The 25090-nt window shown below is 65.7% G+C and carries 24 protein-coding genes; 15 read left to right on the top strand and 9 right to left on the bottom strand.

All coding sequences use genetic code 11. The annotated features are described in order from the left end of the window. Positions 1-99: 99 nt before the first annotated feature. Positions 100-771 (bottom strand): exonuclease domain-containing protein, encoded by a 672-nt coding sequence (locus RV045_RS06340; RefSeq protein ID WP_423234930.1) that lies wholly within the window; start codon positions 769-771, stop codon positions 100-102. A gap of 88 nt (positions 772-859) precedes the next feature. On the opposite strand from RV045_RS06340, the gene urtA reads away from it, so the two are divergent. Genes urtA through ureG form a run of 12 tightly spaced genes read left to right on the top strand, consistent with a single transcriptional unit; the run spans position 860 to position 11722 of the window. Next, positions 860-2143, top strand: a complete 1284-nt coding sequence (gene urtA, locus RV045_RS06335) for an urea ABC transporter substrate-binding protein (protein ID WP_423234929.1) — start codon at positions 860-862, stop codon at positions 2141-2143. Then, entirely contained in the window at positions 2140-3819 is a 1680-nt protein-coding gene (gene urtB, locus RV045_RS06330) for an urea ABC transporter permease subunit UrtB (protein WP_423234928.1), read from the top strand. The genes urtA and urtB overlap by 4 nt, the downstream gene beginning before the upstream one ends. Before the next feature lie 13 nt (positions 3820-3832). Then, positions 3833-4960, top strand: coding sequence for an urea ABC transporter permease subunit UrtC (gene urtC / locus RV045_RS06325; protein ID WP_423234927.1), 1128 nt, complete (start codon positions 3833-3835; stop codon positions 4958-4960). Further along, positions 4957-5805, top strand: coding sequence for an urea ABC transporter ATP-binding protein UrtD (gene urtD / locus RV045_RS06320; RefSeq protein ID WP_423234926.1), 849 nt, complete (start codon positions 4957-4959; stop codon positions 5803-5805). The genes urtC and urtD overlap by 4 nt, the downstream gene beginning before the upstream one ends. Before the next feature lie 18 nt (positions 5806-5823). Beyond that, complete coding sequence (gene urtE / locus RV045_RS06315; protein ID WP_423234925.1) at positions 5824-6516, top strand: urea ABC transporter ATP-binding subunit UrtE; 693 nt, start codon at positions 5824-5826, stop codon at positions 6514-6516. Between the two features lie 11 nt (positions 6517-6527). Continuing rightward, positions 6528-7388, top strand: coding sequence for an urease accessory protein UreD (locus RV045_RS06310; RefSeq protein ID WP_423234924.1), 861 nt, complete (start codon positions 6528-6530; stop codon positions 7386-7388). A gap of 40 nt (positions 7389-7428) precedes the next feature. Continuing rightward, positions 7429-7731, top strand: coding sequence for an urease subunit gamma (locus tag RV045_RS06305; protein ID WP_423234923.1), 303 nt, complete (start codon positions 7429-7431; stop codon positions 7729-7731). A gap of 9 nt (positions 7732-7740) precedes the next feature. Further along, positions 7741-8073 (top strand): urease subunit beta, encoded by a 333-nt coding sequence (locus tag RV045_RS06300; RefSeq protein ID WP_423234922.1) that lies wholly within the window; start codon positions 7741-7743, stop codon positions 8071-8073. Then, positions 8073-9773, top strand: coding sequence for an urease subunit alpha (ureC, locus tag RV045_RS06295; RefSeq protein ID WP_423234921.1), 1701 nt, complete (start codon positions 8073-8075; stop codon positions 9771-9773). The genes RV045_RS06300 and ureC overlap by 1 nt, the downstream gene beginning before the upstream one ends. A gap of 10 nt (positions 9774-9783) precedes the next feature. Further along, positions 9784-10299 (top strand): urease accessory protein UreE, encoded by a 516-nt coding sequence (locus RV045_RS06290; protein ID WP_423234920.1) that lies wholly within the window; start codon positions 9784-9786, stop codon positions 10297-10299. After that, positions 10286-11047 carry an urease accessory protein UreF gene (locus RV045_RS06285; RefSeq protein WP_423234919.1) on the top strand — a complete coding sequence of 254 codons (762 nt, stop codon included), beginning with the start codon at positions 10286-10288 and terminating at the stop codon, positions 11045-11047. The genes RV045_RS06290 and RV045_RS06285 overlap by 14 nt, the downstream gene beginning before the upstream one ends. A 30-nt stretch (positions 11048-11077) precedes the next feature. Next, positions 11078-11722 carry an urease accessory protein UreG gene (gene ureG, locus RV045_RS06280; protein WP_423234918.1) on the top strand — a complete coding sequence of 215 codons (645 nt, stop codon included), beginning with the start codon at positions 11078-11080 and terminating at the stop codon, positions 11720-11722. Here ureG and RV045_RS06275 read toward each other — a convergent pair. Both RV045_RS06275 and RV045_RS06270 read right to left on the bottom strand, forming a co-directional pair. Next, a complete protein-coding gene (locus tag RV045_RS06275; RefSeq protein ID WP_423234917.1) occupies positions 11691-12356 on the bottom strand; it encodes a glutathione S-transferase in 666 nt (221 codons plus the stop codon). The genes ureG and RV045_RS06275 overlap by 32 nt on opposite strands. A 9-nt stretch (positions 12357-12365) precedes the next feature. Further along, complete coding sequence (locus RV045_RS06270; RefSeq protein WP_423234916.1) at positions 12366-12704, bottom strand: phage holin family protein; 339 nt, start codon at positions 12702-12704, stop codon at positions 12366-12368. A 227-nt stretch (positions 12705-12931) separates the two neighbouring features. Between RV045_RS06270 and RV045_RS06265 the strand changes: the two genes are divergently transcribed. Next, positions 12932-13246 carry an SWIB/MDM2 domain-containing protein gene (locus tag RV045_RS06265; RefSeq protein WP_423234915.1) on the top strand — a complete coding sequence of 105 codons (315 nt, stop codon included), beginning with the start codon at positions 12932-12934 and terminating at the stop codon, positions 13244-13246. A gap of 88 nt (positions 13247-13334) precedes the next feature. On the opposite strand, the gene RV045_RS06260 is transcribed toward RV045_RS06265, so the two are convergent. Next, positions 13335-14270, bottom strand: coding sequence for a transglutaminase family protein (locus RV045_RS06260; protein ID WP_423234914.1), 936 nt, complete (start codon positions 14268-14270; stop codon positions 13335-13337). A 28-nt stretch (positions 14271-14298) separates the two neighbouring features. After that, positions 14299-16887, bottom strand: coding sequence for a circularly permuted type 2 ATP-grasp protein (locus RV045_RS06255; RefSeq protein ID WP_423234913.1), 2589 nt, complete (start codon positions 16885-16887; stop codon positions 14299-14301). 205 nt (positions 16888-17092) lie between these two features. Here RV045_RS06255 and RV045_RS06250 point away from each other — a divergent pair, with 205 nt between their 5' ends. Beyond that, complete coding sequence (locus tag RV045_RS06250; protein WP_423234912.1) at positions 17093-17440, top strand: hypothetical protein; 348 nt, start codon at positions 17093-17095, stop codon at positions 17438-17440. 311 nt (positions 17441-17751) lie between these two features. Here RV045_RS06250 and RV045_RS06245 read toward each other — a convergent pair whose 3' ends face one another. From RV045_RS06245 to RV045_RS06230, 4 genes are all read right to left on the bottom strand, one after another. Next, positions 17752-19083, bottom strand: a complete 1332-nt coding sequence (locus RV045_RS06245; protein WP_423234911.1) for an AAA family ATPase — start codon at positions 19081-19083, stop codon at positions 17752-17754. Positions 19084-19367: 284 nt separating this feature from the next. Further along, positions 19368-20345 carry an alpha-E domain-containing protein gene (locus tag RV045_RS06240; RefSeq protein WP_423234910.1) on the bottom strand — a complete coding sequence of 326 codons (978 nt, stop codon included), beginning with the start codon at positions 20343-20345 and terminating at the stop codon, positions 19368-19370. A gap of 1 nt (position 20346) precedes the next feature. Beyond that, on the bottom strand, positions 20347-21777 hold the full coding sequence (locus tag RV045_RS06235; RefSeq protein ID WP_423234909.1) for a circularly permuted type 2 ATP-grasp protein: 1431 nt from the start codon (positions 21775-21777) through the stop codon (positions 20347-20349). Beyond that, on the bottom strand, positions 21756-21962 hold the full coding sequence (locus RV045_RS06230; protein WP_423234908.1) for a hypothetical protein: 207 nt from the start codon (positions 21960-21962) through the stop codon (positions 21756-21758). Before RV045_RS06230 ends, RV045_RS06235 begins: the two co-directional genes overlap by 22 nt. A gap of 57 nt (positions 21963-22019) precedes the next feature. On the opposite strand from RV045_RS06230, the gene fdnG reads away from it, so the two are divergent. Further along, positions 22020-25088, top strand: a complete 3069-nt coding sequence (gene fdnG, locus RV045_RS06225) for a formate dehydrogenase-N subunit alpha (protein WP_423234907.1) — start codon at positions 22020-22022, stop codon at positions 25086-25088. Positions 25089-25090 lie beyond the last annotated feature (2 nt).

Below are 25090 nucleotides of genomic sequence, written 5' to 3'. Positions count from 1 at the left end.
CCTTTGTGCTTCGGGGGCTGCTCCTTTTGCGCGAGCCAAATCCGCACCGATGCTATTCTGCGTTTCTAAGGTCTTGCGGGCTTCAGGGCAACTTGCTGGTCAAGCGGATGCAAACTGGCGTGCTAAGGTCGCCCAAGTTTGGCCGCGCTGCTGCTGTGCAATGCAGACAATACGCCCGGCCATTTCGGCATCCGCGCGGGCATTGTGGTGATCAAATTCCAGTCCGAGGAATGCTGCAATGTTGCCCAGACCATAGCCACGCTGGGCAAACTGCTTCCAGGTCTGACGCACCACGCGTGTGCTGTCCATCCACGGTGCGGGCGTCCACACCAGAGCACTGTCGTCGCAGGCGGCTGCAATGGCCCTGCGGTCAAACAAGGTGTGGCTGATGACGCACACTGGTCCCTCCAGCCACAGCGCCAGAACCGGCCAGCATTCGCTCCAGGTGGGGGCATGGGCCACGTCGTGGGCTCGGATGCCGTGCACTTTCACATTCCAGGGGTCGAAATGATCGCCGGGGTTGATGAGCTGCTCGAACTGATCCACCACAGCCCCATCCTTGAACGCCACAAGCCCGATCTGGCAGATGCTGCCCATGCGCGGGTTGGCGGTTTCAACATCGACGGCGATGAAATCGGGTGACATGCGCGAAGTGTAGCTGAGCTTGCAGGCCTGTTTGACTTGTTGCTGTGCTGCACCGCAGCAGGGCGGGCCCCAGTGCAGTGCGTGCAGGCACACCGATACGGTGCGCAGTATGTGTGAATTCAGCATTTCGGCGGCCTGATAGCTGATTTGATGCTGGCACAGGACTTGCTAAGTAGAGATTGCGGCATGTGCTGCACATACTACGGAGCTATTCATGCGCCCCTCATCCTCTGTTTCGCTGTCTTCGACCCTGAAACGCCGCCACGTGCTGGCTTGGGCTGCGGCCCTGTGTGCCGGTTTCGCGCCTTGGGCCCAGGCGCAGGATAAGTCGCCGATTCCCATCGGGATACTGCATTCGCTGTCCGGCACCATGGCGATTTCCGAAACCGCGCTCAAAGATGCGGCACTGATGGAAATCGAAGCCATCAATAAATCGGGTGGCGTTCTGGGCCGTCAGCTCAAACCCGTGGTGGTGGATCCGGCCTCCAACTGGCCGCTGTTTGCTGAAAAAGCCCGCGAACTGCTGACCAAGGATAAAGTGGCCGCAGTCTTTGGCTGCTGGACCTCGGTGTCGCGCAAATCGGTGCTGCCGGTGGTGGAGGAACTGAATGGTCTGCTCTATTACCCAGTGCAGTATGAGGGCGAAGAGCTGAGCAAAAACGTCTTTTACACCGGCGCCGCGCCCAACCAGCAGGCCATTCCGGCGGTGGAGTATCTGATGAGCCCGGAAGGTGGGGGGTACAAGCGTTTCTTCCTGCTTGGCACAGATTACGTGTATCCACGCACCACCAACAAGATTCTGCGCGGCTTCCTGAAAGCCAAGGGCATTCCGGAAAAAGACATTGCAGAAACCTATACGCCGTTTGGGTTTTCGGATTACCAGACCATCGTCGCACGCATCAAGAGCATGGCCGCGGGCGGAAAAACGGCGGTGATCTCCACGGTCAACGGCGATTCCAATGTGTCCTTTTACAAGGAACTGGCCAACGCGGGCATCAAAGCCACCGAAACGCCGGTGATGGCATTCTCGGTCGGCGAAGAAGAGCTGCGTGGCGTGGACACCAAAAACCTGGTGGGCCACCTGGCGTCGTGGAATTACTTCATGTCGCTGAACAACTCCGAGAACAAAAAGTTCATCGCCAGCTGGACGGCCTACGCCAAATCCAAAAATCTGCCGACGGCCAGCAAGCCCATCACCAATGACCCGATGGAAGCCACGGTGGTTGGCCTGCGGATGTGGAAAGCGGCCGTCGAAAAGGCCGGAAGCACCGACGTGAACGCCGTGCGCAAGGCCATGATCGGCCAGAAGGTCGCCGCGCCCAGTGGCTACACGCTGGAAATGGCGAGCAACCATCACCTGATCAAACCGGCGCTGATCGGCGAGATTCGTCCGGATGGCCAGTTCGATGTGGTCTGGAAAAGCAAAGGCCCGATCCGCGCCCAGCCCTGGAGCCCTTACATTCCGGGCAACGCGGGCAAGAAGGACGCCCCGCTATGAGCCGCCTGCTGCGTGCGCTGGCCTGCGCTGCGGCACTTTTGCTGACCCTGTTGGGTTCGCCTGCTGTGCAGGCCCAGCAGGCCCAACCGCAGGCGGCCGGGCTGCAGGCGCTGTTCTCAGGTGACTTCTCCGAGCGCCTGCAAGCGCTGCAGGCGGTGGCGGATGTGACCAGCCCGGCCAGCGAGCGCGTGCTGCGCGCGCTGGATCAGGACAGGCTGCGCCAGGTGGGCGAGCGCGTGCTGATCCAGGATGCGGGCAGTGGCGCAGCACTGGATCCGGTCTCGGGCCAGCCCGTGCCCGAGATCAGTGCCGAGGCGCTGGCGGCTGGCGCCACGCCGGTGCTCAATAATCGGCTGCGCCAGCTGCTGGGCGCGGCGCTGGGCGCTTACGAGCTGCTCTCGCCCGACGTGGCGGTGCGCCGTGCTGCTGTCAGCCACGCGCTGCAGTCACCGGGCGAGATCGCGCCAGGCCTGGTCGCGCAGGCGCTGGCGGCCGAAAAACAGAGCGATCTGCGCGGTGCGCTGCAGGTGCTGTCTGCCTTGCAGGCCCTGCCCGCGCAGGGCGACGCGCTGTGGCAGAGCGCGCCGGACGCTGGCGATGCCACCCGCGCTACCCTGGCGGTGCTGGACACCCTGGCGCAGGCCAGTGCGCCCGAGGCGCTGCCGCCGCTGCGGCGTCTGTCGCAGGACGAATCGCTGTCCAAAGGCTGGCGGCTGCGCGTGGCCGAGGCGCTGGCCACCTATCAAAAGCGGCACGAGCGCGCGCAGTGGTTCAACACCGTGTTCAGCGGCCTGTCTGCGGCCAGCATCCTGCTGATGGCGGCCATGGGCCTGGCCATCACCTACGGGCTGATGGGCGTGATCAATATGGCGCACGGCGAGATGCTGATGATCGGCGCCTACGCCACCTGGCTGACCCAGAGCGCGGTGCGCTCGCTGGCCCCCGGCTGGCTGGACCAGTACATCTGGCTGGCGATTCCCGCGTCTTTTGGGGCCGCCGCTCTGGTCGGTATGCTGATCGAGAGCCTGGTGCTGCGCCACCTGTACGGCAAACCGGTGGATTCGCTGCTGGCCACCTTCGGCATCAGCCTGATCCTGATGCAGACGGTGCGCACGCTGTTTGGCGCGCAGAACGTCGAAGTGGCCAACCCCTCGTGGCTGGCCGGGGCGCAGATGCCCTTCCAGGACTGGCTGCCCGGCCTGCAGCTGCTGAACAGCCGGATCGCCGTGCTGGTCTTTGCGGCAGCGGTGCTGCTGGCGGTGTGGCTGCTGCTGACGCGCACGCGGCTGGGCCTGTTTGTGCGTGCCGTGACCCAGAACCGGCGCATGGCGTCCTGCGTGGGCGTGCGCACGCGACGGGTGGACAACCTGGCCTTCGGGCTGGGTTCGGGCATCGCGGGACTGGGCGGTTGCGCGCTGTCGCAGATCAGCAATGTGGGGCCGGACATGGGCCAGGGCCACATCATCGATTCTTTCATGGTGGTGGTGCTGGGCGGCGTCGGGCAACTGGCCGGAACGCTCGTCGCCTCGCTGGGGCTGGGGGTGGGCGGCAAGCTGGCCGAGCCTTACATGGGCGCGGTGCTGACCAGGATCGTCGTCCTGCTGCTGATCGTGCTCTTCATCCAGAAGCGCCCCCAGGGCCTGTTTGCCCTCAAAGGCCGCAGTGCCGAAGCCTGACCGGAGATTCCTGATGACTTCCCCTGATCCGCGTGGCCGTGTGCTGCGCATTGCGGACCTGCCCGAGCGTGCGCCGCTGTTCTCCCGCCCGACCTGGCTGGCTCTGCTGGGGCTGACGCTGCTGGCCTGTATCGCTGTGCCGCTGATGGTTCTGGTGGCACCGCCGGACAGCGTCTGGCACCTGTCCGCCTACGGCGTGACGCTGCTGGGCAAGATCCTGTGCTACGCCACAGCGGCGCTGGCGCTGAATCTGGTCTGGGGCTATTGCGGCATTCTCAGCCTGGGGCATGCGCTGTTTTTCGCGCTGGGCGGCTACGTCATGGGCATGCACCTGGTGCGCGTGGCGGCGGGGGGCGGGCTTCCGGAGTTCATGTCCTTCCTGGACTGGCAGACGCTGCCCTGGTTCTGGCAGGCTTCGGGCTCGTTGGCCGCCACGCTGCTGCTGATCGTGCTGGTGCCGGGCCTGCTGGCGCTGGCCCTGGGCTGGATGATGTTCCGCTCGCGCATCAAGGGCGTGTATCTGTCCATCATCACCCAGGCGCTGACCTACTGCGCCATGCTGCTGTTCTTTCGCAACGAGACGGGCCTGGGCGGCAACAACGGCTTCACCGGCTTTCGCACGCTGCTGGGCTGGGACATCACCCAGGACAGCACGCGCCTTGTGCTGCTGGGTCTGAGCTTTGCCCTGCTGCTGGGCAGCCTGCTGCTGTGCCGCGCCATCATGGTGTCGCGTCTGGGTAAGGTGGTGCTGGGTCTGCGCGACGCCGAAGGGCGTCTCACCACCTCGGGCTACAGCGCTCTGCCGTATCGTCTGGTGATCTGGACGATTTCCGCCGTGCTGTGCGGCATCGCCGGGGCACTCTATGTGCCGCAGGTCGGCATCATCAACCCGGGTGAAATGGCGCCGGTGCAGTCGATTGAGATGGCGATCTGGGTCGCCGTGGGCGGCCGGGCCACGGTCTGGGGACCGATTGTCGGCGCGCTGGGCGTCAATGGCGCCAAAACGGTGCTGACCGCCACCTGGGCCGATGGCTGGCTTTTCGTGCTGGGGGGCCTGTTTGTCCTGGTGACGCTGTGGCTGCCGGGCGGACTGGTCAGCCTGGGCGCGCGCCTGAAAGCACTGAAAGGGACCGCAGCATGAGCCACAACGCCACCGGCACCGCCGGACTCAACGACAGCGCCATCGGCATGCGGCCGGTGACCGAGGGCGAGCTGGACGTCGTCCATGGCGACATCCTCTACATCGAGGACCTGAGCGTACACTTTGGCACTTTTCGCGCCATCAATGCGCTCAACCTCTATGTTCGCGATCTGGAACTGCGCTGTGTCATCGGCCCCAATGGCGCGGGCAAAACCACGCTGATGGATGTGATCACCGGCAAGACCCACCGGCGCAACGCCCGCATCGACGGCCAGGTCTTCCTGGGCCAGGCGCTGGACGCGCTGACGCACAGCGAAGCCCAGATCGCCCAGGCCGGCGTGGGTCGCAAGTTCCAGAAACCCACGGTCTGCGAGCACCTGGCGGTCTGGGAGAACCTGGAGCTGACGCAAAGCGGCAGCCGCCACTGGTGGCACCACTGGCGCGCCCGCCTGGACGCGGGGCAAAAAGCGCGCATCCAGGCGGTGCTTGAGCAGATTCGTCTGGAGGACAGCGCCTTTCGGCTAGCGGGCGAGCTGTCGCACGGCCAGAAGCAGCGGCTGGAGATCGGCATGCTGCTGATGCAGCAGCCGCGCCTGCTGCTGCTGGACGAACCGGCGGCCGGGCTGTCCGACGAAGAAACCGCCGAGCTGGCCGACCTGATCCTGGGCCTGCGCGGCCAGTGCGCCATGCTGGTCATCGAGCACGACATGGATTTCGTCGCCCGGCTGGCGGGCGAGACCGGCCTGGTCAGCGTGCTGGCCGAAGGCGCCTTGCTGGCGCAGGGCACGCTGGCGCAGGTCCGCACGGACCCGCGCGTGATGGCGTCCTACCTCGGCCGCGGCTGAACATTGACGGGAACAGTGATGCTTGAGATCGACAACCTCCACCAGTACTACGGCAGCAGCCACATCCTGCGCGGCGTGAACTGGTCCGTGCCCCAGGGCAGCCTGAGCACGCTGATGGGCCGCAATGGCGTCGGCAAAACCACCCTGATGCAGTGCCTGATGGGCGTGCAGCCCGCCGCCCAGGGGCGCATTGTGCTGGACGGGCAGGACATCACCCGCCTCTCGCCCGCCGAGCGCGTGCGTGCGGGCATGGCCTATGTGCCGCAGGGGCGGGAGATTTTTCCGCGCCTGTCGGTGCATGAGAACCTGCTCATGGGCGCGGCCAGCCGCCGCGCGCCCAAGGGCATTCCTGATTACATTCACAGCCTGTTTCCAGTGCTGCGTGACATGGCCCAGCGCATGGGCGGCGATCTGTCGGGCGGGCAGCAGCAGCAGCTGGCGATTGCGCGGGCCTTGATGAGCCAGCCCCGCCTGCTGATCCTGGACGAGCCGACCGAAGGCATACAGCCCAACGTCATCGACCAGATCGGCGACGCCCTGCAGTGGCTGCAGCGCGAACAGGGCCTGACGATCGTGCTGGTCGAGCAGTATCTGGATTTCGTGCGGCGCATCGCCGACCGCTATGCGGTCATGCGACGCGGCGCCATCGTCGCCCAGGGCGACCGCGAGGCCCTGGCGGCGGCCGACCTGACGGCGCTGGTCAGCGTGTGAACGCAGCGGTCATGGATACGCCGACCGGCTGGCGGGCTCGCCTGCACCTGGGCTTTGCGCGCCAGGGCGAGCGCAGCGTGCTGGCCCATCGCCAGTTCAGCGGGCCGCTGCGCGTGCAAAAGGCGCTCTACCCGGAAGGCCCCTCCATCTGCCACGCCCACGTGCTGCACCCGCCCAGCGGCATTGCCGAGGGCGACGATCTGGCCGTGTCCGTGCACGTCGGGGCGCAGGCCCATGCCGTGCTGACCACGCCGGGCGCGACGCACTGGTACAAATCGCCGCGTCATGGGGCCAGCCTGTCGCTGGCGCTGCGCACCGAAGCCGGTGCGGCGCTGGAATGGCTGCCGCTGGAAAACATTTTTTTCGACGACGCGCAGGTGCGCCTGGTGACCCGCATCGATCTTGATCCGGGCAGCTTTGCGCTGGGCTGGGAAGGCGGGCAGTGGGGACGGCGTCCTGACGCTGGCGGTCATCTGCTCTGGCAGGGCGCCCGCGTTCAGGCCGACACGCAGCTGCGCGTGGGCGACGAGCTGCTCTGGCTGGAGCAGGGCCACGTGGCCAGCGGCGATGCGCTCCTGCAGGGCGATCAGGGCTGGGGCGCTTTTCCCTGCCAGGCCAGCCTGTGGTGCTACCACGCGGGCTGGACGGCCGCGCACGCCCAGACCCTGGCCGAAACCCTGCCCTGGACGCCCGACCTGCGCGCCGCCGTCAGCTGTCTGCCGCGCGACAGCGGGCCGGGCGGCCTGCTGCTGCTGCGCGTGCTGGGGCGGCAGATGCAGGCGGTGCGCAGCGTGCTGGCCCAGACCCGCCTGCGGCTGCGCCAGCACAGCCTGAACCGCCCGGGTGCCGACCTGCGCATCTGGGCCACCTGAACTGACGAACTGAACGGACGAACTGAAGGAGATTCACCCCATGGACCTGACCCCCCGCGAAAAAGACAAGCTGCTGATTTTCACCGCCGCGCTGCTGGCCGAACGCCGCCAGGCGCGTGGCCTGAAGCTGAATGTGCCGGAGGCCATGGCCCTGATCAGCGCCCGGGTCATGGAAGGCGCCCGCGACGGCCGCACCGTCGCCGAGCTGATGAGCGAAGGCAACACCTGGCTGAGCCGCGATGACGTCATGCCCGGCGTACCCGAAATGATCCCCGACATCCAGGTCGAAGCCACCTTCCCTGACGGCACCAAGCTGGTCACGATCCATCAACCCATCGTCTGAGGGCCGCGCATGAATGCTCACCCAACCCACGCTCATTTCACTCCCGGCGAGCTGTGGACGCCGCAGGGCGATATCGCCCTCAACACCGGCCGCCGCACGGCGCAGGTCAGCGTCACCAACCATGGCGACCGGCCTGTCCAGGTCGGCTCGCACTACCATTTTTTCGAAGTGAACGAAGCCCTGCGCTTTGACCGCGCCGTCGCGCGCGGCATGCGTCTGAATATCGCGGCCGGCACGGCGGTGCGCTTCGAGCCCGGCCAGAGCCGCACGGTGGAACTGGTCGAACTGGCGGGGGAGCGCCGCGTTTTCGGCTTTCAGGGCCAGATCATGGGGGCGCTGTAATGGTCACCATGACGCGCCGCGCCTATGCGGAAATGTTCGGCCCGACCACGGGTGACCGGGTCCGCCTGGCCGATACCGCCCTGTGGGCCGAGGTGGAAAACGATTTCACGGTCTACGGCGAAGAGGTGAAATTCGGCGGCGGCAAGGTCATCCGCGATGGCATGGGACAAAGCCAGCGCATCAGCGCCGACTGCGCTGACACGGTGATCACCAACGCCCTGATCATCGATCACTGGGGCATCGTCAAGGCCGACATCGGCCTGAAAAACGGCCGCATCGCGGGCATCGGCAAAGCGGGCAACCCGGACATCCAGCCCGGGGTAACCATCGTCATCGGGCCGGGCACGGAAATCATCGCGGGCGAAGGGCAGATCGTCACGGCGGGCGGGGTCGACAGCCACATCCACTTCATTTGCCCGCAGCAGATCGACGAGGCGCTGGCCAGTGGCGTCACCACCATGATCGGCGGCGGCACCGGCCCGGCGACCGGCACGCTGGCCACCACCTGCACGCCCGGCCCCTGGCACCTGCACCGCATGCTGCAGGCGGCCGATGCCTTCCCGATGAATCTGGGCTTTCTGGGCAAGGGCAACGCCAGCCTGCCGCAGCCGCTGGACGAGCAGATCCGCGCCGGGGCGATCGGCCTGAAACTGCACGAGGACTGGGGCAGCACGCCCGCCGCCATTGACAACTGCCTGACCGTGGCTGAGGCGCACGACGTGCAGGTGGCGCTGCACAGCGACACGCTCAATGAATCGGGCTTTGTCGAGGCCACGCTGGCGGCCTTCAAGGGGCGCACCATCCACACCTTCCACACCGAAGGCGCGGGCGGCGGGCATGCGCCGGACATCATCCGCGCGGTGGCGCTGGGGCACGTGCTGCCCTCCAGCACCAACCCGACGATGCCTTACACGCGCAACACCATCGACGAGCATCTGGACATGCTCATGGTCTGCCACCACCTGGACGCCAGCATCGCCGAGGACATCGCCTTCGCCGAAAGCCGCATCCGCCGCGAAACCATTGCCGCCGAAGACATCCTGCACGATCTGGGCGCTTTCTCGATGATGAGCTCGGACAGCCAGGCCATGGGCCGGGTCGGCGAAGTCATCCTCCGCACCTGGCAGACCGCGCACAAGATGAAGCAGCAGCGCGGCGCGCTGGCGGGCGATCCGGCGCAGCACGACAACGCCCGCATCCGGCGCTATGTCGCCAAATACACCATCAACCCGGCGCTCAGCCACGGCGTTGCGGATGTCGTGGGCTCGGTGGAAGTGGGCAAACTGGCTGACCTGGTGCTGTGGAAACCGGCCTTTTTCGGGGTCAAGCCCAGCCTGGTGCTCAAGGGCGGCATGATCGCGCTGGCGGCCATGGGCGATCCCAACGGCAGCATTCCCACGCCGCAGCCCGTGCACTACCGGCCCATGTTCGGCGCCTTTGGCGGCGCTCTGAAAACGTCGCTGACCTTTGTGTCGCAGGCTGCGCGGGCCAATCCGCAGGTGCGCGATCTGGGCCTGATCAAACCGCTGCACGCGGTCAGCCGCTGCCGCAGCGTGCGCAAGGCCGACATGGTGCACAACAGCTGGCAGCCGGACATCCAGGTCGATCCGCAGACCTACCAGGTGCTGGCCGACGGCCTGAAGCTGGAATGCGAGCCCGCCCACGAGCTGCCCATGGCGCAGCGCTACTTCCTGTTCTGAGACGAAAGCCATGCGACTGTTTGATCTCTCCCGCGCGCCGCAGCAGGCGGCTCCGCCCCGTCAGGACCGCATCGCCCTGACCCACGCCCAGCGGCGCAGGCACCGCCAGATGCTGACGCTGCCGGACGGCGAATGCGTCGGCCTGATCACCCCGCGCGACCATGTGCTGCAGGACGGCGAGCGCTGGTACTGCGCGCAGGGCGATGCCCTGCAGATTGAAGCGGCGTGCGAGCCGCTGCTGCGCGCCAGCAGCAACGACCCGCACACCCTGTGCCGCGCCGCCTGGCACCTGGGCAACCGGCACACGGCGGTGGAAATCCAGCCGGTCTGCCTGCAGATCCAGCCTGATCCGGTGCTGCACGATCTGCTGCTCGCGCTGGGGCTGCGGGTCGAGGCGGTGAACGCCGTCTTCGAGCCCGAAAGCGGCGCCTATGCTGGCGGCCACCGCCACGGGCACGACGAGACCTTCGCCGAAGATCACGCGCTGGCGCGGGGCCTGTTCCAGCAGCACCATGGCGATGCCTGACGCCGCTGCGCTGGCTGGGCCGCTGCGCCACGCGGCTTTGATGCAGCTTGCTTCGGGCACCCTGCCCATCGGCGGTTTCAGCTATTCGCAAGGACTGGAAGCGGCGATCAACGAGGGCTGGGTGCGCGATGAAGCCGCGCTGCTGCGCTGGGTGCAGTTTGCCCTGACCGAACTGCTGCCGCAAGCCGACGCCGCCGTCTGGCGCCTGCTCTACCGGGCCGCGCAGGGCAGGGGGGCTGCGCCGCAACCCGATCCCGGCGCACTGGCGCACTGGGACGCCTGGCTGCGCTGCAGCCGCGAAAGCGCCGAGCTGCGCCAGGAAAGCCGCCAGATGGGCTGGTCGCTGGTGCAGTGGGCGCTGGCCTTGCCGTGGCCGCAGACCGATGCCCGCGCGGCGCCGCTGCTGGCCTGGCTGCGCACCCGCGCGGGCGAGCCCGGCGGCTGCAGCTACGTGGCGGCGCACGCGGTCGTGGCGGTCCTGTCCGGCCTGTCGGAGGACGAGGGCCTGTCAGCGCTGCTCTACGCCGGGCTGGAAGGCCAGGTCATGGCGGGCGTCAAGGCCATTCCGCTGGGCCAGCAGGCGGGGCAGCGCGTGCTGCGGGCCGCCCACACCGCGCTGGCCCAAGGGCATGTGCGCAGCCGTGCGCTGGCCGATGCCGATCCGCCCGCCCTCAACACCTGGGCGCCGCAGTGGGCCATGCTCTCTTCCCGGCACGAGACGCAGTTCTCGCGCCTTTTTCGATCCTGATCGAACCTGATCGCTCCTGAAGGACGCTTGATGAACGATACCGCCGCCATCCCCCGCCGCACCAAATCCCTGCCGCCCCTGCGCGTCGGCGTGGGCGGTCCCGTGGGCTCGGGCAAAACCACGCTGCTGGAGATGCTGTGCAAGGCCATGCGCGACCGCTACGACCTGATCGCCATCACCAACGACATTTACACCCGCGAGGACCAGCGCCTGCTCACCGTCAGCGGCGCCCTGCCGCCCGAGCGCATTCTGGGCGTGGAAACCGGCGGCTGCCCGCACACGGCGATCCGCGAGGATGCGTCGATCAACCTCGAGGCCATCCACCGCATGCTGCAGCGCTTTCCCGACGCTGACATTGTCTTCATCGAATCGGGCGGCGATAACCTGGCGGCGACCTTCAGCCCCGAACTCTCCGACCTGACGCTCTATGTCATCGACGTGGCGGGCGGCGAAAAAATCCCGCGCAAAGGCGGGCCGGGCATCACGCGCTCCGATCTGCTCATCGTCAACAAATGCGATCTGGCGCCCTATGTCGGCGCAAACCTGGACGTGATGCGCGCCGACACCGAAACCATGCGCCAGGGGCGTCCTTACGTCATGAGCCGCCTGCTACAGCAGGGCGGGGTGGACGAGATCGTCGAATTCATCGAGCGGGCGGGGCTGCTGCGGGGCTGAGGGCACCGCCACTGTAAATGCCGTCGCCATGCGGCGCAGCCCGGAACTCGGGCAGGGATTCTGCGGCGGCCGAATAGCGGGCCAGGTGGGGAAACTGGCTGGCGGGTGCGGTCTGCGGAATCATCTGCTGGATGAACTGCCAGGCGACGGCGACAGAAAGACCCGCCTGATCCATGTCCGCGCTGCTGCGGGGCAAGGGGCGCGCCTTGAAATCCAGCTCCAGCAGGCGCAACGCGGTCAGCATCTGTTCAGTCACCCGGTCCAGCCACGGAGCGTGAACTTTGTCGGCCGGACGCAGATTCTGCTCGTACACCCGCTGCACGCTTTTGTCGATCGCCACGAGTGCAAGGCCCAGGGTGCGCAGATCGCGCTGAAGGTCTTTCAAAGTGCTGGGCAGCAGGGTGCGCGGCTGGGCCAGCGCTTGCGCGTACTCCAGGATCAGGCTGGAATCCATCAGGACTGTGCCGTCGTCACACACCAGTGTGGGCGCTTTGACGACGGGATTGATCTGGCTGAATTCGGCACATTGCCGAAATACCGACAGCGACTGATGCTCGAACTGCAGCCCCAGCAGCTGTAGCGAAATGGCCACCCGCCGCACATAGGGGGAATCGAGCATACCGATGAGTTTCATCAGCGCCCCTCAGCGCTCCAGCGCCGCGTTGATCACGCTGCCGCACACGCTGTACAGCAGCGATCCGGCCAGTGCCCAGCCAAAGCCGTCGACGTGCAGGGTGGGCAGCAGGTGCGAGGCCAGCAGGAAGGTCAGGGCGTTGATGACGATCAGGAACAGCCCCAGCGTCACCACCGTGACAGGCAGGGTCAGCAGCACCAGGATGGGCCGCACGAAAAGGTTGATCAGCCCCAGCACCAGCGCCGCCACGAGGGCGTGCGAGAAGTTGCCGACATGGATGCCGGGCAGCAGCTGGGTGACAAAAATCAGGGCGGCGGCAAGCAGGGCCCAGCGCAGAAGCAGACGCATGACATGGCCTGTTGGATGAAAGGATGCGCGCATTCTGCCACCGCCATCCTGCCCATTTGTGCACAGGGAAATGCCCGTGCAGCGACATCGGGCGCGAAAAAACGCGCGCCAGGCGCGCTGGGCAGGCCCGGGCGGGCTTCACAGGCCCGAACTTGCCGTTAATATAGCGGTCACACCAGACAGTCCGCCGGGCTGTCCTCTTCAACCCCCACCGGAGATGAACCCCTATGGCCACCAAAAAAGCAGCGCCCGCCAAGGCCGCTCCCGCCAAAGCTGCAGCCGCCCCCGAGAAAAAAGCGGCCGGCAGTGCCTTCATGAAGCCCATGAAGATCAGTGCCGATCTGGCCAAGGTGATTGGCGCTGACCCGGCCCCCCGCACCGAAGTCACCAAGAAAATCTGGGACTACATCAAAAAGCACAAGCTGCAGAACCCCGAAAACAAACGCATGATCAAGGCCGACGCCAAGCTCAAGGTGATTTTCGGCAAGGACGAGGTTTCGATGTTCGAGATGACCAAGCTGGTCAGCGCCCACCTGTCCTGACAGGCGACCGCTCCGCTGCAAAAACCGGCCCTCGAGGCCGGTTTTTTTTCGCCGGCCTTTTGACGCGGGCCGGGTTTTCCCGGGCGCTTCAGCCCAGCGGCGTCACCGTCACCGCCACCAGCGGCTCGTGGCGGCCACCGCCCAGGATGACGCCGCGCTGGGGCGAAACATCCGAGAAATCGCGGCCCCAGCCCAGGGTGATGTGCTCCAGATCGGGCAGCAGGCCGTTGGTCGGATCCAGATCGACCCAGCCGCCTGGCGCGCCCGGCAGATAAACCGCCACCCAGGCGTGCGAAGCGTCGGCGCCGATCAGGCGCGGCTGGCCCTCGGGCGGGTGCGTCAGCAGGTAGCCGCTGACATAGCGCGCGGGCAGGCCTATCGAGCGCAGGCAGGCGATCATCAGGTGGGCAAAATCCTGGCAGACGCCGCGTCGGGCGGCCAGCGTCTCCATCACCGGGGTCGAGACCGTGGTCGCCTGCGGATCGAATATGAAGCCGGTGAACATCCGCATCATCAGATCGTAAGCGCCCAGCAGCACGCCCTGTCCCGGCGGGAAACTGGGCGCGGCGTAGGCGGCCAGCTCCTGCTTGATGCGGATGTGCGGGCTCTCGAAGAGAAAACGGCTGGCCTGAAGATCGCCCTCCTGCGGGGCGTGGCCGCTGTAGGCCATGCGGTCGCGCAGGGTCTGCCAGGGCATGTCGCCCGCGTAGGCCTGAGCCAGCGGGCGCGAGGCCAGGCGCACCGTCATGGCCGAGCGTATGGTCAGGCTCTCGTGCGGGGCGTAAAAGCCCAGGCGCGTCAGCGGGTTGCCAAACGCATCCTGAGCGTCTTCGCGCCAGGTGGGCACGGGCAGGATGTCCAGGGCCAGCGCTTCCGTCTGCTGCCACGGCGAGGCGCGCGGCGTCAGGTGCAGCACCTGCTGCGACAGCGAAACGGCGCCATCATAGGTGTAGCTGGTGTCGTGCAGCACGCTGTAGCGGGCGGCGCGGGGCGGCGTGTCTGGGGCGTCCGGGGCAGAGGTCATGGCGGCAGATGTCATGGGGCAACAGACCTCACAGCGCCAGCGTCTGCTGGCTGACGTCGTCGGCGTGGGTGAAGCAGCGCCGCCCCAGCACGTCGGCGACCTGCACGGCGGCGGCGGTCAGGGCGTGCAGCGCCTGCGCCAGATCCTGCGCGCCCTGCGCCAGGCGCTCGCTGTCGCCGGGCTCCAGCGCGGTCAGATCGAAAGCCTGCAGCGCCGCCAGCGGGCCGTGCAGCACGGCGGTGAAACCGGCCGCGTCGCCGGGCAGCGTGCGCTCCAGCCAGCCCAGATCGTCCTGCAGCGCCAGCCCCTGGAAGAGCACGCTGTGCGGGTTGTGCGGATCAAAAACGATCAGATCGATGACGGGCAGCAGCTCGGGCGTGCGCGGGTAGCGCGAGCGGTAGGTGATGCCCGAATCGGCCAGATCCAGCAGCCAGTCCAGCCCGGCGGTGTCGGGCGGCTGCACCAGCCGGTGGGCGATGGCGCCGCTGTAAAAAACCAGGCGCTCCATGCGGCGGCCCACGGCCAGGAAGTGCCAGCCGATGTCGCGCGTCATGTTGTCCAGCGCGAAACCGGTCAGCGACGAGGCCAGCGTCAGCACGCGGTCCAGCACGCCAATGGCCTCGTCCAGCGCGGGCGGGTGGCTGTGCGTGCGGCGCTGTTCGCGCTGAAGCTGGCCCAGGGTGTGCCAGTGGTCGGTGGACAGGCGCTCGCGCACCTGGCTGGCCGAGCCCGACATGCCCAGGATGTGGCTGGCCAGGCTGCCGCCCTGGCGCGGGTCGTGGATGGCCTGCAGCAGGCCGAAGCGATCGGCGGGCGCTTCATCGCGGGCTTCATCGCGTCCTTCTTCCCGGCCTTCATCGCCCTCAGTTTCGCCAGACCGGGCGGGCGGCAGATAGCCCAGCGCCCGCGCCAGCGCCAGCACGGGCGCCAGCGGTGGCGAGGCCAGGCCCTGATCCACCAGCCGGTTGATGGCCACGCGCAGCAGCCGGGCGCTGTGCTCGACGCGGGCGCTGTGACGGCCCAGCCAGAAGAGGTTTTCCGTAGCGCGGGAGCTGAGGTTGGCGCCCGACCGCACCAGATCGCGCACGCCCACCGAGGGCGCCAGCAGGGTGAAATCGCTGACCGAACCGCTGCTCAGCACCCACACGTCCTTGGACGCGCCGCCGCGCTGCAGCGAGACATCGCGCGTGCTCAGATCAGCCGCCACGCGCGCCAGGCCCCCGGGCATCGCGGTGTAGCGGCCTTCGGGCGTGACCGTGACGTAGCCGCGCAGAATGAGCGGACGCGGCTGCAGCGCGGCCAGCGCATCGCCCTGCGTGGGGCGCTGGCGCGGCCAGACCGGCGCCTGCGACAGCCGCACCGATTCCTGCACCACATAGGCGCGCGGCTGGGCAGTGATGCGCGCCCACAGCGCCTGGCGCTCGCTGGCGCTCAGATCGCTGACAAAAACGGCGGGCATTTTCTGCGAGGGATAGGCCGGTTTGACCAGCACGTCGGCGCGATCCGGATCGGGCTCCAGCACGCGCTCGCGCACGGTAGCCAGCGTCGCCGCCTCGCCGCACCACCAGGTGGCCACACCGGGCAGCAGCAGCGCTTCGCCCAGCAGGTGCTGGCACAGCCCGGGCAGAAAGCCCGACAGCGCATTGCAGCCGACCACGCCGCTGCCCAGGGCGTTGGCGACCAGCACCTGCCCGGCGCGCACCGCCTGCAACAGCCCCGCCACCCCGGCGAAAGCGTCTCCGCGCAACTCCAGCGGGTCGCACAGCGCGTCGTCGGGCCAGCGCAGCAGCACATGCACACGCTTGAGCCCCGACAGCGTGCGCAGCAGCACCTGGCCGCTGCGCACCGTCAAGTCCTGCCCCTCCACCAGTGGCAGGCCGAGGTAGCGCGCCAGGAACACCTGCTCGAAATACGTGGCCTGCGCCGGGCCCGTGGTCAGGAGCGCGATGTGCGGCGTCTCGCCCGCTTCGGTCGGCGCCAGCGCGGCCAGGCTGTCGCGCTGCTGGCGAAAGAAATCGGCCAGGTGGTGCACACGCAGGCGCGCAAACAGATCCGGGAAGGCCCGCGAGATGATCAGCCGGTTCTCCAGCGCATAACCCATCCCGGCGGGCGACTGCGTGCGGTCGGCCAGCACCCACCAGCGCCCGTCGGGCGCGCGCGCCACGTCCACCGCCAGCTGGAGCAGCCACAGGCCGCGTGGCGGCTGCAGGCCGTGGCAGGGCCACAGAAAACCGTGCTGACCGTAAACCAGCGCCGGGGGCAACAGGCCGCTGCGCAGGCTGTCCTGCGCGCCGTGCAGATCGGCCAGCAGGGCGTTGAGCAGCCGCGCGCGCTGCGCCAGACCCGCCGCCAGCGGCGCCCAATCCTGCGCCGACACGATCAGCGGGATCAGATCCAGCGGCCAGGGCCGGTCCACCCCGCCGTGGGCGTTGTGGGTGATGCCGTCTTCCTGAATGCGCCGCTCGATCTGGGCGATGCGCTCGCTCATGGCCTCTAGCGGCGTGCGCTGAATCTGCCGCGCCAGCCCCTGCCAGGCGCTGCGCACGCTGCCATCCGGCGAGCGCATTTCGTCGTGGCGTAGCGAGGGGGGCAGGGGCGGGGTGTCTGGGGCGTTCATGGCGGCAACCCTCGGGCGGGATCGCCCGCTTCAGGTCGTCGCAAGTCTAGCCCAAAGCGCTGCGGGGTTGCGGGGTGTTTCAGGGCGCCCCGGGCGATCCGCCAGAGGGCCCAGCCCCGACGGGAGAAATGATCGAGCACGACAGAACAGTCAGCGCTCAGGTTTTGCGGTTTCAGGCCGATACGACTCAAAAGACCACGCTTTTATGGCCATGTCCAGCCTCGATAGCATTCAGTCCAGCCCTGCCGCCGTTAAACCCTCGCCTGGAGCTGCGGCGGTAGCGAGTGGCGAGCTGGCTAAACTTGAAAGCCAGCTGTCGGATTGGGTTCATTGCTCGTCGAGCAAAACCTCGGCCGGCAAGGCAAAGATTGCCGAAATCACCAGCCATATCGATTTGATCAAGGCGCAAATGAAGAAGGCCGAAGAGACCAAAGAGGCCAAAGAGCTCACATCCTCTGTCGCGTCAGTTTCCAACCCGCCTCCGAGCTCCCAGGCCACTGGGCCAGAGCTGAGATTCGACGGAACGGGAACGTGGGTTGATGTTCAGGTTTAGCCGGGTTTGGTCAGGGGATACCTATCACGACTGATGAGTGGAGCCCCGGCAAGCGTCTTGTATCTGGAGCTCGCGGAAATGAATCCGCGCAGAGGCCGTTAGTAGTTACGCAGTCTTCTTCCCTGCCTGCAAGTTTGCGTGGAGATCGAAAGTGCGTACTTTCCGGCTCGTGAAATAGAAAAGAAGTTATTCAAATAATCTGCCGCTTCGCGGCAGATTATGGGGTCCTATTGCTTGACAGATGGAGAAGTCCTTGTAGTTTGAGCTGAGCCAGGAGCGCCATGCTGGTGCGAATCGGCTCGAGCGAAGGGTTAGCCGGCCTTCGAGCCAAAGTTCAGCTTGATATGAAAGAAGGTCTCAAGCAGGTCCTTTAGGGCCGAATGACCCTTCCTTATCTCTCGCCAACGCAGATAGAAGAGAAATGCGGGCTCTAAAATATAGAGTCGCTGCTCCTTGGTGCTCCAATCCAGTAGCTCAATTCCGTTCTGTTGCTGGAACTTCGCGAGCGCCTTCAACATGCTATTGATCGAAGCAGGTGGAGGACGTTCAGGGTCGGGCAAAGGGATGCTCTTGAGTCGCTCGTCGATCTCATGACGCTTGAGAGAAAACACGAGGGGATCCTTTGCAAAGGCCAGGAGAACAAGTTCATAAGTGTTGTACTTCCTGGCGGCCTTTCGCGGCCCCGTGGCGAGCCGGTCATAGAAAATCTCGAACTGCCGGTAGTGCAAGGTGGCCACCTTGTGCAGCGCCGTTTCCGCGTCACTTCGTTTCAGCGCGATGTCGACTTTGCCTGGTTCAACCTCGCTCCAGCCCTTTTCGAGCAACGCTTGAGCACATGCTTCTTGAACGATGATTGGCAGTCCTACGGCTTCGCGAGCAATGGCAGTCGTCACCAGAGGATCCGCTTTCACGCCAAGCTTGGTGAAGCCTAGAGTGGCAATCTTCTCTAAGTCCGCGGTGTTCCAAGTGGAGAGGTCAATTTGAGCTATTCGACCAACCAAGTCTCGGTTGGCGTAGGCTAGATCAACTGCGTGATGAGTAGTCCCGACGACGATGACTGAGACTTCCGAGTCAACGAAGACCTTCCACTGCTGAAAGATGGCCTCCTTTGTCTTGGGAATCAGGTAATGGAAGTCTTCCACGACCATGACAAGTGGCAAGGCTTTCAGGATGGGTACGAGATGGTGTGGTGAAGGCTTGGACAGAATCTTCTCGCGAATCTCTACCTCACCCATAGACTTCTCGACGCCTACGTTCACCTCGCCGAGTAGTCCGGCAAGCCATGCCCAGCCGATCTTTCCGCCTAGTTTGGCGCCGGCCGAAACTTTGCGAGCTTCGTTGTCCTGAAGGCTGGCTAACCGCTCGAAGTTGACCCGTTCTAGTGCGCGACGCCAGAACTCCTCTGATGTGAGGTCGGCGTCGCACCGAACAGTAAGGGGTTCGACATTGCGTTCCTCCAGCACACGACTATAGAGGGTTGTCTTGCCCGTCTTGCTTGGGCCGGTCAGTAGTGCAAGCTTTCCGCGGGTATCGAGTGCGTCAGCGAGTTCACTCTCAAATCGGCCGTTCTCGCGGCGAACGTAGGTGAGTGTAGGAACGCCGAGTGACTTGAAGACGTCTCTAACCTTTAGGGGTGTGTTCACAGCTTCGCCCTCGCAATGTTGGTGTTTCAGGCCGGCTGACTTGTTTTTATACCCCCTGTCGGGGGTATAACTGTACAAGGCTGGTGGATAAAAAATAAAATCGCTTGTAACTTGTTGTTTTTTCAGGGATAGGAGGCGATATGACACCAACCACATAACCGCAACGCCCCAAGCTGCTGGATCAGCTTCGCGGCAAGCTGCGGGTCATGCACTACAACCTGCGGACCGAGAAGCAGTACGATCAGTGGGTCATCAGATTCATTCTAAGTGAACAAATCACCCCCTCACCCCACCTCCGCCCCCAACACCAGAAAATCCTTGCTGATCCCGTTCCCGAGCGCATAAATGCCATCCAGAAAATCGCTCAGCCATTCGTGCAGGCCGTGCTCCAGGATGTCTTCGACACGGCCGTAGTGCAGGCGGGCGTGCAGCAGGCCGGCCTGGCGTTCGGTTTCGGCGGACTGGCTGTTGCGCACGCGTTCCAGGTTGCGCAGCACGCCGTTGACGCAGTAGCGCAGCGAGCGCGGCATGTCCGGGCGCAGGATGAGCAGTTCGGCGACGCGCGCCGGGGTGATGGTGTCGCGGTAGACCTTGCGGTACACCTCCAGCGCTGAGACCGAGCGCAGCAGCGCCGCCCAGCGGTAGTAGCCGGTGACGCCGCCCGTGCCGCCGGAGCCTCCGTGGGGGTCGGACGCGCTGCCTTCGGCGGCGGCGACGAACTTCACGTCCAGCGTGCGGGCGGTGTTGTCGGCGCGTTCCAGCAGCGTGCCCAGGCGGATGAAGTGGTACGCCTCGTCCTGCAGCAGCGTGCCCAGCGTGACGCCGCGTGTGAAGGAGGAGCGCATCTTCACCCACTCCAGGAAGTCGCCCATGTCGCTGCCCTGGATGGATTCAAAGCTGCGCGTGCGCATGTCCAGCCAGGTGGCGTTCAGGGTTTCCCACATTTCGGTGGTGATGGTGCCGCGCACGGCGTGGGCGTTTTCGCGCGCCATGCGCAGGCAGCTGTAGACCGACGAGGGGTTGAGCGGGTCGGTGATCATGAAGCGCAGCACCTGGTCGGCGCTGACGCCGTCGTAGCGCGCGGCGTAATCGTCCTGCAGATTGTTCAGCACGATGAGGGCCTGCCAGTTCTGGCGGCTGGATTCGTCGGACTGCGGCACCAGCGACATCTGCCAGGCGTCGTCGAGCAGGCGGGCGAGGTTTTCGGCGCGCTCGGTGTAGCGCGACATCCAGAAAAGGTGATCGGCGGTTCGGCTCAGCATGTCAGGCTCCGTGATTGGCGTGGTTTTCGAGCACCCAGGTGTCCTTGGTGCCGCCGCCCTGGGATGAATTGACGACCAGCGAGCCCTTGGTGAGCGCCACGCGCGTCAGCCCGCCGGGCACCATGCGCACGCCTTGGCCGCTGGACAGCACAAAGGGGCGAAGATCCAGGTGGCGCGGCGCCAGGCCTTCGTCCACAAACGTCGGGCAGTTGGACAGGGCCAGCGTGGGCTGGGCGATGTAGCCGTCCGGCTTGTCGCGCAGCAGGGCGGCGAAGCGGGTGATTTCTTCCCGGGTCGCCTTGGGGCCGATCAGCATGCCGTAGCCGCCCGCGCCGTGGACTTCCTTCACCACCAGCTCGCCCAGATGCGCCAGCACATAGGCCAGATCGTCCGGCTTGCGGCACATATAGGTCGGCACGCTGTTCAGGATGGGCTCCTCGCCCAGGTAGAAGCGGATCATCTCCGGCACATAAGGGTAGATGGATTTGTCGTCCGCCACGCCCGTGCCCACGGCGTTGGCCAGCGTCACCGTCCCGGCGCGGTAGGCGCGCATGAGGCCGGGCACGCCCAGCGCGGAATCGGCGCGGAAGGCCTCCGGGTCCAGGAAATCGTCGTCGATGCGCCGGTAAATGACATCCACCCGGCGCGGCCCCTGCGTGGTGCGCATGTAGACGGTGTCGTTGCGCACGAACAGGTCGCGCCCCTCGACCAGCTCCACGCCCATCTGCTGGGCCAGGAAGCTGTGCTCGAAGTAGGCCGAGTTGTAGGCGCCCGGCGTCAGCACCACCACGGTCGGGTCGTTGACGCCCTGGGGCGCGACGGCGCGCAGCGTTTCCTGCAGCAGATCGGGGTAATGGCGCACCGGCGCGATCTGGTGGCGCGCGAACAGTTCGGGGAAGAGCCGCATCATCATCTTGCGGTTTTCCAGCATGTAGGACACGCCCGACGGCACGCGCAGATTGTCTTCCAGCACGTAGAACTCGCCCGCACCTGCGCGCACCACGTCCACGCCCGCGATGTGGGCGTAAATGCCGCCGGGCACGTCCACGCCCTGCATGATGGGGCGGTACTGCGCGTTGCCCATGACCTGTTCGCGCGGGATCAGCCCGGCGCGCAGGATGTCCTGGCCGTGGTAAATGTCGTGCAGGAAGCGGTTGAGCGCCAGCACGCGCTGGCGCATGCCGCGCTCCAGCGTCTGCCATTCGTCGGCGCCGATGATGCGCGGAATGATGTCGAAGGGGATCAGGCGCTCTTTGCCGGCCTCTTCGCCGTACACCGCGAAGGTGATGCCGACGCGGCGGAAGGCGATGTCCGCTTCGGCGCGTTTGCGCGCAATGCGCTCGGGCGGTGTGCTGTCCAGCCAGGCGGCCAGCGCCTGGTAGTGCGGGCGCACGCGGCCGTCAGCGGCGCTCATCTCGTTGTAGAAATCCATGGTTCCGGGTCTCCTGCGTCCTGCCGCTCCGTGCGCGGCTGCTGCGTCCATTCCAGCATAAAAGCAAGATATATGCCCGATTCGTCCGGTTTTTTGAGCGATGAAACCGGGTTTTCACGCACCGAAATGACGCGGACCAGGGTTTTCCTTGGCTTTTGTGCCCCCAAAGTGGGCGTGTCGGGCATTGAAGGACTTTGATGTCGCTCCCTATAATCGGCCGCAGACAAACACGAGGTACGCTCATGGTGCAACTCTCCAGACGCCAGTTCATGAAAGTGACTGGTTCGACGCTGGCGGGCTCCAGCCTGGCGCTGATGGGCTTTTCGCCCGCCACCGCCCTGGCCGAAGTCCGGCAGTTCAAACTCGCGCAGGCCACGGTCACCCGCCAGACCTGCACCTACTGCTCGGTCGGCTGCGGCATCCTGATGTACAGCCTGGGCGACGGCGCCAAGAACGCCAGGGCCTCGCTGATCCATGTCGAGGGCGATCCGGATCACCCGGTCAACCGCGGCACGCTGTGTCCCAAGGGCGCCGGCCTGCTGGACATCGTCCACAGCCCCAGCCGCCTGCACTTCCCCGAGTACCGCGCACCCGGCTCGAACGAGTGGAAGCGCCTGTCCTGGGACGAGGCCATGACGCGCATCACACGCCTGCTCAAGGACGACCGCGACGCCAACTTCGTGCAGCAGACCGCCGACGGCCAGACCGTCAACCGCTGGCTGACCACGGGCATGCTGGCCGCTTCGGCGTCCAGCAACGAGGCCGGATACATCACCCACAAGGTCGCCCGTTCCTGGGGCCTGCTCGCATTCGACAATCAAGCCCGTGTCTGACACGGCCCGACGGTGGCAGGTCTTGCCCCGACGTTTGGCCGTGGAGCGATGACGAACCATTGGGTCGACATCAAGAACGCGGATGTGATTCTGATCATGGGCGGCAATGCCGCCGAGGCCCACCCCTGCGGGTTCAAGTGGGTGACCGAAGCCAAGGCCCACAACAAGGCCTATTTCATGGTGGTCGACCCGCGCTTCAACCGCTCGGCATCGCTGGCTGATTTCTATGCCCCCATCCGCTCGGGCAGTGACATCGCCTTCCTGGGCGGCGTCATCAACTACCTGCTGACCAACGACAAAATCCACCACGATTACGTCAAAAACTACACGGACTTTTCCTTCATTGTCCGCAGCGATTTTGAATTTGTGGACGGCATTTTCTCGGGCTACAACGCCGAGAAGCGCAGCTACGACAAGGCGAGCTGGGATTACGAGCTGGGCGAGGACGGTTTCGTCAGGACCGACCCCACGCTGCAGGATCCGCGCTGCGTCTACCAGCTGATGAAGAAGCACTACTCGCGCTACACGCCAGAAAAAGTGGAAAGCGTCTGCGGCACGCCCAGGGACAAGTTTCTGCACATCTGCGAAAAAATGGCCTCGACGGCCGTGCCCGGCCGCGCTATGACCATCATGTACGCGCTGGGCTGGACGCAGCACTCGATCGGCGCGCAGATCCTGCGCACCGGCGCCATGGTGCAGCTGCTGCTGGGCAATATGGGTGTGGCGGGGGGCGGCATGAATGCGCTGCGCGGCCACTCCAACATCCAGGGCCTGACCGACCTGGGTCTGCTCTCGGCCAGCCTGCCAGGCTATCTGTCGCTGCCCGGTCAGGCCGAGCAGGATTACAAGGCCTACATGGACTCGCGCACGCAAAAACCGCTGCGTCCGGGCCAGATGAGCTACTGGCAGAACTACCCCAAGTTCCACGTCAGCCTGATGAAGGCCTGGTACGGTCCCGCCGCAACGGCCGAAAACAACTGGGCTTATGACTACCTGCCCAAGCTCGACAAGCAGTACGACATGCTGCAGATTTTCGAGCTGATGCACGAAGGCAAAGTCAACGGCTACATCGCCCAGGGCTTCAACCCCCTGGCCTCGCTGTCCAACAAGGATCGCGTGCGCGATGGCCTGGCCAAGCTGAAGTTCCTGGTCATCATGGACCCGCTGGCGACCGAAACCTCCGAGTTCTGGAAGAACCACGGCGAGTTCAACGATGTGGACGCGTCCGCCATCCAGACCGAGGTTTTCCGCCTGCCGACCACCTGCTTCGCCGAGGAAGAAGGCGCGGTGGTCAGCTCGTCGCGCGTGCTGCAGTGGCACTGGAAGGCCGCCGAGCCCCCGGGCGAAGCGCGCCCCGACATCCACATCATGTCGGACATCCACCGCAACATGAAGGCGCTGTACCAGAAGGAGGGCGGCAAGTTCCCCGACCCCATCGTCAACCTGTGGTGGCCGTACGCCAACCCCGAGCTGCCCACGCCCACCGAGCTGGCCAAGGAATACAACGGCCGCGCCCTGACCGATGTGACCGACCTGAAAGACCCCGCCGTGGTGGTGCGCAAAGCGGGCGAGCAGGTGGCCGGTTTCGGCGAGCTGCGCGACGACGGCAGCACGATGTGCGGCTGCTGGATCTTCGCGGGCGCCTGGACGCAGGCGGGCAACCAGATGGCGCGCCGCGACAACTCGGACCCGACCGGCATCGGCAACACGCTGAACTGGGCCTGGGCCTGGCCGGCCAACCGGCGCGTGCTCTACAACCGCGCGTCCTGCGACCTGGAGGGCAAGCCCTTCAACCCGAAGCGCAAGCTGGTCAGCTGGAACGGGGCAGCCTGGTCGGGCGCCGATGTGCCCGATTTCGGCGCCACGCTGGCGCCCGAAAGCGGCGCGGGGCCCTTCATCATGAACCCCGAGGGCGTGGCGCGTTTCTTTTCCCGCAAGAGCCTGAGCGAAGGGCCTTTCCCCGAGCACTACGAGCCTTTTGACACGCCGCTGGGCTACAACCCCATGCACCCGAAGAACCCGAAGGCGACCAACAGCCCGTCGGCGCGTGTTTTCCCGCAGATCTGGGACACCTTCGGCAAGGCCAGCGAGTTCCCGCATGTGGGCACGACCTACCGCCTGACCGAGCACTTCCACTACTGGACCAAGCACGCCCTGATCAACGCCGTCATCCAGCCCGAGCAGTTCGTCGAGATCGGCGAGGCGCTGGCCAAGGAGGTCGGCGTGGTCACCGGGCAGCGGGTGAAAGTCAGCTCCAAGCGCGGCTTCATCAAGGCCGTGGCGGTGGTGACCAAGCGCATCAAGCCCATGCAGATCGAAGGCCGCACCGTGCACCACGTGGGCATCCCCATCCACTGGGGCTTCAAAGGCCTGACCAAGCCGGGTTTTCTGGCCAACACGCTGACGCCTTTCGTGGGCGATGGCAACACCAACACGCCAGAATTCAAGACCTTCCTGGTCAAGGTGGAAAAGGTTTAGGA

Source organism: Amphibiibacter pelophylacis, from assembly GCF_037688875.1.
Classification (GTDB): domain Bacteria; phylum Pseudomonadota; class Gammaproteobacteria; order Burkholderiales; family Burkholderiaceae_C; genus Amphibiibacter; species Amphibiibacter pelophylacis.
The sequence above is the reverse complement of the archived record's forward strand: the minus strand, read 5'-3'. Positions and strand labels throughout refer to the sequence as shown.